The organism is Delftia sp. ZNC0008 (genome assembly GCF_000799035.1).
Classification (GTDB): domain Bacteria; phylum Pseudomonadota; class Gammaproteobacteria; order Burkholderiales; family Burkholderiaceae_C; genus Comamonas; species Comamonas tsuruhatensis.
In genome coordinates this window covers 1-7162 of record NZ_JTKZ01000435.1, presented here as the reverse complement: position 1 = coordinate 7162, position 7162 = coordinate 1, and the positions used below count along the sequence as shown (strand labels likewise).

Annotated in this window: 6 protein-coding genes; 5 read left to right on the top strand and 1 reads right to left on the bottom strand. The window is 65.3% G+C overall.

What is annotated here, in order from left to right; translation table 11 throughout:
* The 5 genes from L995_RS14355 to L995_RS14335 form a co-directional block, all read left to right on the top strand.
* Positions 1–1685, top strand: a 1685-nt coding sequence (locus tag L995_RS14355; RefSeq protein WP_047472392.1) for a chemotaxis protein CheW, incomplete at its 5' end; no start/stop codon positions are given.
* A 114-nt stretch (positions 1686–1799) separates the two neighbouring features.
* Positions 1800–2285, top strand: a complete 486-nt coding sequence (locus tag L995_RS14350) for a chemotaxis protein CheW (RefSeq protein WP_016449333.1) — start codon at positions 1800–1802, stop codon at positions 2283–2285.
* 26 nt (positions 2286–2311) lie between these two features.
* Entirely contained in the window at positions 2312–3202 is an 891-nt protein-coding gene (locus tag L995_RS14345) for a CheR family methyltransferase (RefSeq protein ID WP_016449334.1), read from the top strand.
* Positions 3203–3235: 33 nt separating this feature from the next.
* The gene (gene cheD / locus L995_RS14340; RefSeq protein ID WP_016449335.1) at positions 3236–3973 is read left to right on the top strand and encodes a chemoreceptor glutamine deamidase CheD; all 738 of its coding nucleotides are present in this window, start codon (positions 3236–3238) and stop codon (positions 3971–3973) included.
* Positions 3974–3988: 15 nt separating this feature from the next.
* The gene (locus L995_RS14335) at positions 3989–5122 is read left to right on the top strand and encodes a protein-glutamate methylesterase/protein-glutamine glutaminase (protein ID WP_047472391.1); all 1134 of its coding nucleotides are present in this window, start codon (positions 3989–3991) and stop codon (positions 5120–5122) included.
* A gap of 73 nt (positions 5123–5195) precedes the next feature.
* Here L995_RS14335 and L995_RS14330 read toward each other — a convergent pair whose 3' ends face one another.
* Positions 5196–7073, bottom strand: coding sequence for an ATP-binding cassette domain-containing protein (locus L995_RS14330; RefSeq protein WP_047472390.1), 1878 nt, complete (start codon positions 7071–7073; stop codon positions 5196–5198).
* Positions 7074–7162 lie beyond the last annotated feature (89 nt).

Genomic DNA, 7162 nt, shown 5'->3' with positions numbered 1-7162 from the left:
CCGTATCGGGCGGCGCCGTCGGAACGGCGCCCGCCAGCGGCGGCCGTTCGCTGCACATCCTGATCGGTCCGCTGGAGCGTCTGGAGATGGCCGAGGCCATCAAGGAACTGTTCCGCGACATTCCCGGCCTGGGCCGCATCGAGGACCTGGCCTGCGATCAGCCGCAAAGCCGCCTCTTTGCCGTGCAGACCTCGTCCACCGACGACGACCTGCTCGATCTGTTCGCCTTCCACGTGGCCAAGGAGCAGGTTCGCATTACGGCAGCCGATGAGGCGACCGGGGCCGCTCCTGCAACCGAAGCGGTGCAGGTGGCCGAAGCCCCCGTCGCCGAAGAGCATGCCGCGCACGATCCCGACGCCGCCCTGGCCTCGGTCGCCATTCCGCCCGCCGAAGAGGCCTACGGCTTCTTCAACGGCGCACCCGGCATGCCCCAGGCCGACGGCGCGCTGGCCATCCAGCCGGCCGGTGCCGCGGCCAAGCCTGCTGCCAAGACGGCTGCCCAGGCGCAGCAGGCGCAGATGGAGTCGACCAGCATCCGTGTGTCGGTGGCCAAGGTCGATCAGCTCATCAACCTGGTGGGCGAGCTGGTCATCACCCAGGCCATGCTGGCGCAAAACAGCCACGGGCTGGATGCATCGGCCTACCAGCAGCTGCTGGCAGGCCTGGCCGATCTGGACCGCAATACGCGCGACCTGCAGGAATCGGTGATGTCCATCCGCATGATTCCCATGTCCACCGTGTTCAGCCGCTTCCCGCGCATGCTGCGCGACCTGGCCGGCAAGCTGGGCAAGAAGATCGACCTGATCACGCTGGGCGAAGCCACCGAACTGGACAAGGGCCTGGTCGAGAAGATCACCGACCCGCTGACCCATCTGGTGCGCAACAGCGTGGACCACGGCATCGAAATGCCCGAGGAGCGCCTGGCCGCAGGCAAGTCCGAGCATGGCACGCTGACGCTGGCAGCCTCCCATCAGGGCGGCTCCATCGTCATCGAGGTGCGCGACGACGGCCGCGGCATGAACCGCGAGAAGATTCTCAAGAAGGCCCGCGAGCGCGGCATGGATGTCTCGGACAGCATGCCCGATCAGGACGTCTGGCAGCTGATCTTCGCGCCGGGCTTCTCCACGGCCGATGTGGTGACCGACGTGTCCGGGCGCGGCGTGGGCATGGACGTGGTCAAGCGCAACATCGCGGCGCTGGGCGGCTCGGTGGAGATCGAGTCCAACCAGGGCAAGGGCATGCGCGTGGCCGTTCGCCTGCCGCTGACCCTGGCCATCATGGACGGCATGTCGGTGGGCGTCAGCGACGAGGTCTACATCCTGCCGCTGTCCTCGGTGGTCGAGTCCTTCCTGGTCAAGGAAGAGGACGTCAACACCGTGGCCAACGGCACGCAACTGGTCAAGGTGCGTGACGAGTACATGCCCGTGTTCGCGCTGGAAAAGACCTTCCGTGTGCCGCGCAGCGACACCAGCCAGTCCAGCAACATCATGGTGGTGGTCGAGTCCGACGGCAGCCGCGTGGCACTGCTGGTCGACGAGCTGCTGGGCCAGCACCAGGTGGTGGTCAAGAACCTGGAATCGAACTATCGCAAGGTGCCCAACGTTTCGGGCGCCACCATCCTGGGCGATGGCACGGTGGCGCTGATTCTGGACACGGGTGCGCTGGTGCGCCGCGCGCGCCACTGAATGGGACAGGGATACCTGACGACAAACGACGGAGCCGCAGGCAGAGCCTGCGCGCCGCCAAAAACCATGGCTTTCGCCACCACGGCGCGGGCCCGACAGTTGAGGAGCTGAGCAATGAGCGTGATCGCTAAGACTGCAGGCGTCGCCACCGGCGCGCGCGAGTACCTGACCTTCCGCCTGGACCAGGAGGAATACGGCATCGACATTCTGAAGGTGCAGGAAATCCGCGGCTACGAGCCGCCCACGCGCATCGCCAATGCGCCGGAGTTCATCAAAGGCGTGGTGAATCTGCGCGGCACCATCGTGCCCATCGTGGACATGCGCCTGAAGTTCAACTGCTCCCAGGTCGAATACAACAGCTTCACCGTCGTCATCATCCTGAACCTGCGCAACCGCGTGGTGGGCATCGTGGTGGACTCGGTCAGCGACGTGATGGAGCTGGCTCCCGAAGCCGTGCGCCCCGCGCCGGACATCGAAAGCGCCATCGACAGCGGCTGCATCCTGGGCCTGGGTTCGGTGGGCGAGCGCATGCTTATCCTGCTGGACATCGAAAAGCTCATGAACAACGTGGACATGGGCCTGGTCGCTTCGGCCGACTGAGACCCGTTCTTGCACTGAGCGCCCTCATGCGATCCGGTTCTTCCAATGCGGCACTGGCCGCGCGCCCCGTCGCCGACGACGGGGCAGCCAACGGGCCCCTGGCCCAGGGGCGCGAATTCGAATGGTCGTCGCGGGACTTCGCCCGCGTGCAGGCGCTGATCTACCAGCGGGCCGGCATCAGCCTGCACGATGGCAAGCACGCCATGGTCTACAGCCGCCTGTCGCGGCGCCTGCGCGAGACGGGCTACGACAGCTTTGCCACCTACCTGGACTGGCTGGAGTCCCAGTCCGATGGCGTGGAGTGGCAGGAGTTCGTGAACGCGCTGACCACCAATCTCACCGCGTTCTTTCGAGAGCAGCACCATTTCGAGATCTTTGCCCAGCATCTGCGCAGCAAGCCGGCCGGCACGGCCTGGAAGGTCTGGTGCAACGCGGCCTCGACCGGGGAAGAGCCTTACTCCATCGTCATGACGGCCCTGGAAGTGCTGGGCGCCACGCCCAGCTTCCAGTTGCAGGCCAGCGACATCGACTCGCGTGTGCTGGACACGGCGTCGGCCGGTGTCTATCGCGCCGAAAGCATCAAGGGCATGAGCGCCGAGCGCCTGCACCGCTTCTTCCTGCGGGGCAAGGCCGGCAATGCGGGCCTGGTGCGCGTCAAGCCCGAGCTGCGCCGCCTGGTGGAGTTTCTCAACGTCAATCTGATCCGTGACGATTGGCCGTTCCGCGATCCCTTCGACGTGGTCTTCTGCCGCAACGTGATGATCTACTTCGATGCGGCCACGCAGCGCCGCGTGCTGGAGCGCATCCACCGCGTCATGAAGCCCGGGGGCCTGCTGTTCGTCGGACATGCCGAGAACTTCAGCGACTCGCGCGATCTGTTCACGCTCAAGGGGAAGACGGTCTATGAGCGCCGCTGACGCAGGTCCTGCCGCACACAAGGGGGTCTTCCCATGATCGGAGACCGCTCCGCCTTCGCACCGCCCCCGCCGCCTTCGGAGCGCCGCCGCACGCCGCGCATCAACAGCTATACCGCTGCGGACTACCCGGCGCCGGGCGACCCGGTGCCGCGTTCCTCGCTGGAGCAGCTCAAGCGCCAGCAGCGCTACCCCGGCGAGGCGTCGTTCTTCTACTACGACCCGCATTTCCAGCACAACGCCGTCAAGGTGCTGCCGGGCGAATACTTCGTCTCCAACGAGGACGTGATCCTGGTCACCGTGCTGGGCTCGTGCATCTCGGCCTGCATCTGGGACCGTACCATGCGCGTGGGCGGCATGAACCATTTCATGCTGCCCGACGGCGACTCCGCCGATGCGTCGGGCCGCTACGGCTCGTACGCCATGGAATTGCTGATCAACGAAATGCTCAAGCTCGGCGCACGGCGCGAGTCTTTGCAGGCCAAGATCTTCGGCGGCGGGCAGGTGATGCACAACTTCACCACCATGAACGTGGGCGAACGCAATACCGCCTTCGTCACGCAGTACCTGCAGACCGAACGCATCCCCATCGTCTCGGAGGATGTGCTGGACATCTACCCGCGCAAGGTGGTGTTCTTCCCCGCCAGCGGCAAGGCCATGGTCAAGCGCCTGGCACACGCCCATCCGGAGGAGCTGGTACAGCAGGAATTCACGCGCGGCAATGCAGCCGTCGTGGCACGCAATACGGCAGGCGGCTCGGTCGACCTGTTTTGAGGAAGGTTCAAAGGAATGGACAGGAAAATCAGGGTGATCGTGGTGGACGACTCTGCGCTGGTGCGCAGTCTGCTGTCCGAGATCATCAATCGCCAGCACGACATGGAATGCATCGGCTCGGCCAACGATCCGCTGATCGCACGCGAGATGATCCGCGAGATGAATCCCGACGTGATCACGCTCGATGTGGAAATGCCCCGCATGGATGGCATCGACTTCCTGGGCCGGCTCATGCGGCTGCGCCCCATGCCGGTGGTCATGATCTCCACGCTGACCGAGCGCGGCGCCGAGGTCACCATGCGCGCGCTGGAGCTGGGCGCCATCGACTTCGTGGCCAAGCCGCGCGTGGGCGTGTCCAACGGCCTGCAGGAGCTGGCCGCGCAGATCGTGGACAAGATCCGCGTTGCTGCCGTGGCCCAGGTCCGGCGCCTGCCGGTCGCTCCGCGCAGTGCGGCTCCCGCCACCGGCAGCGCGTTGGCGCCGGTCTCCGCTTCGGCGGGCATGAGCGCGCCGCGCCAGGCTGCACCGGCGTCGCTGCTGGGGCGGCTGTCCACGGAAAAGCTGATTGCCATCGGTGCCTCCACCGGCGGCACCGAGGCCATCCGTGAAGTGCTCACCCATCTGCCGGCCGACTGCCCGGCCATCGTCATCACCCAGCACATGCCGCCGGGCTTCACCACCAGCTTCGCGGCCCGGCTCAACAGCCTGTGCCAGATGACCGTGAAGGAAGCACAGCAGGGCGAGCGGCTGCTGCCCGGCCACGCCTACATCGCACCGGGCGGCAAGCATTTCTCCGTGCAGCGCAGCGGTGCCAACTATGTCGCCGTGGTGGATGACAGCCCGCCCGTGAATCGCCACAAACCTTCGGTCGAGGTGCTTTTCAGGTCGGTGGCGGCCTGTGCGGGCCGCAACGCCTACGGCATCATGCTCACCGGCATGGGTGCCGATGGCGCGGTCGCCATGCGTGAAATGCGCGATGCGGGCAGCTACAACTTCGTGCAGGACGAAGCCAGCTGCATCGTCTTCGGCATGCCGCGCGAGGCCATCGCCCATGGTGCGGCCGACGAGGTGCTGCCCCTCAACCAGATCGCCTCCGCCTTGCTGGGCAAGCTGCGCATAGGTTCGGACCAGGTTCACCACCGCATTTGAGTGCAACGGCCGGTCCTGGCGGCACCCATGAAAAAAAGAGCGCCTGGCGCTCTTTTTTTCGTCCGAAGAAAGCTCACTCCGACAGTGCGCTCCAGCGCTCCAGCGCCTCCATCAGCTGCTCATCGATCTCGCCATCGCGCTGATGCAACTGAACGGCGCGGGAATTGTCGCTGGCATACAGCGAACCATCGGCCAAGGCTTCCCGAATGGACTTCTGCTCTGCCTCCAGCGCTGCAATGCTTTCGGGCAACTGATCGAGCTCACGCTGCTCCTTGTAGCTGAGCTTGCGCTTGGGCTTGCCGTCGCTGCGTGCCGCAACGGGCTTGGCCTCTTCCTTGGATGGCTTGGGCTGCGCGGCCTCGGCCAGATCGCGGCTGCGGCGGGACTGATCCAGCCAGTCCTGCACGCCGCCTTCATATTCGCGCCATTGGCCCGGGCCTTCCCAGGCGATGGTGCTGGTGACCACGTTGTCCAGGAAACTGCGGTCATGGCTGACCAGAAAAACGGTGCCGTCGTAGTTCTGCAGCAGGTCTTCCAGCATTTCCAGCGTCTCGATATCGAGATCGTTGGTCGGCTCGTCCAGCACCAGCACATTCGCGGGCCGGGCAAACAGCCGGGCCAGCAGCAGGCGGTTGCGCTCCCCGCCAGACAGCGAGCGAACGGGGGAATGGGCGCGCGCCGGAGAGAACAGGAAATCCGACAGATAGCTCTTCACGTGCTTTTTCTGGCTGCCGATCTCGATCCACTCGCTGCCGGGGCTGATGAAGTCCTCCAGCGTGGCATCCATGTCGATCTGGTGACGCATCTGGTCGAAGTACGCCACCTGCAGATTCGCCCCCAGCCGCACCTGGCCGCTGTCAGGTGCCAGTTCGCCCAGAATCATCTTGAGCAGCGTCGTCTTGCCTGCGCCGTTGGGTCCGATCAGGCCCACCTTGTCTCCGCGCAAAATGGTGGCGGTGAAGTGGGAGACGATGTTCTTGTCGCCAAAGGACTTGGCCACATCCGTCAGCTCGGCCACGATCTTGCCCTGGTAGCCGTCGCCTCGGCCCGACGCAATGTCCATCTTCACGCCACCCAGCACCTCGCGGCGGGCAGCGCGGTTGGCCCGCAACTGCTCAAGCCGGCCGATGCGGCTCTGGCTGCGCGTGCGGCGGGCTTCCACGCCCTTGCGGATCCAGACCTCTTCCTGGGCCAGCAGCTTGTCGGCCTTGGCATTGATCACGGCCTCCTGGGCCAGCTGATCCTCCTTGGTCTGCTGGTACTGGACGAAATTGCCGGGATACGAGCGCAGCGTTCCACGATCCAGCTCCACGATGCGTGTGGAAACCCGGTCCAGGAAGGATCGATCGTGCGTAATGGTCACCACGCTGCCCTTGAAGTTCAGCAGCAACTCTTCCAGCCACTCGATGGCGTCAAGATCCAGGTGGTTGGTCGGCTCATCCAGCAGCAGTACATCAGGTCTCGCCACCAGGGCCTGGGCCAGTGCCACGCGCTTCTTCATCCCGCCGGACAGGGTGCCCACCACGGCTTCGGGATCCAGGTGCAGCCGCTGCAGAGTCTCCTCCACGCGCTGCTCCCAGTTCCAGGCGTCATAGGCCTCGATCTGGGACTGCAGCGCATCGAGATCCTCGCCCTCGGCGCCAGCCAGGTAGCGGTCGCGCACGGCAATCACCTCGGCTATGCCGGCGGATGCCGACTCGAAGATTGTCTGCTCGGGCGCAAGCACCGGCTCCTGCGCCACATAAGTAATGCGGATACCGGACTGCGTCTGGACCTGGCCGTCATCGGCCTTGGCCAGCCCGCCAAGAATCTTCAACAAAGAGGACTTCCCTGCGCCGTTGCGACCGATCAGGCCCACACGCTCGCCGCTCTCCAGGGAAAACTGGGCGTGGTCGAGAAGCGCCACATGCCCGAACGCCAGTTGGGCGTCTAACAAAGTAATCAATGCCATCGTGCGCGCATTATCTATGCGGGCCCGATTCCTGGTGCAGGCAGCAAGGCCTCCGCGCCCGGAGCCTGCCCGCAGGGCAGGCTACGCGG

Excerpts from the sequence above, each read along its gene's own strand:
- L995_RS14350 (WP_016449333.1), top strand. The coding sequence starts at position 1,800 with ATGAGCGTGATCGCTAAGACTGCAGGCGTCGCCACCGGCGCGCGCGAG.
- L995_RS14345 (WP_016449334.1), top strand. The coding sequence starts at position 2,312 with ATGCGATCCGGTTCTTCCAATGCGGCACTGGCCGCGCGCCCCGTCGCC.
- cheD (WP_016449335.1), top strand. The coding sequence starts at position 3,236 with ATGATCGGAGACCGCTCCGCCTTCGCACCGCCCCCGCCGCCTTCGGAG.
- L995_RS14335 (WP_047472391.1), top strand. The coding sequence starts at position 3,989 with ATGGACAGGAAAATCAGGGTGATCGTGGTGGACGACTCTGCGCTGGTG.
- L995_RS14330 (WP_047472390.1), bottom strand. The coding sequence starts at position 7,073 with ATGGCATTGATTACTTTGTTAGACGCCCAACTGGCGTTCGGGCATGTG.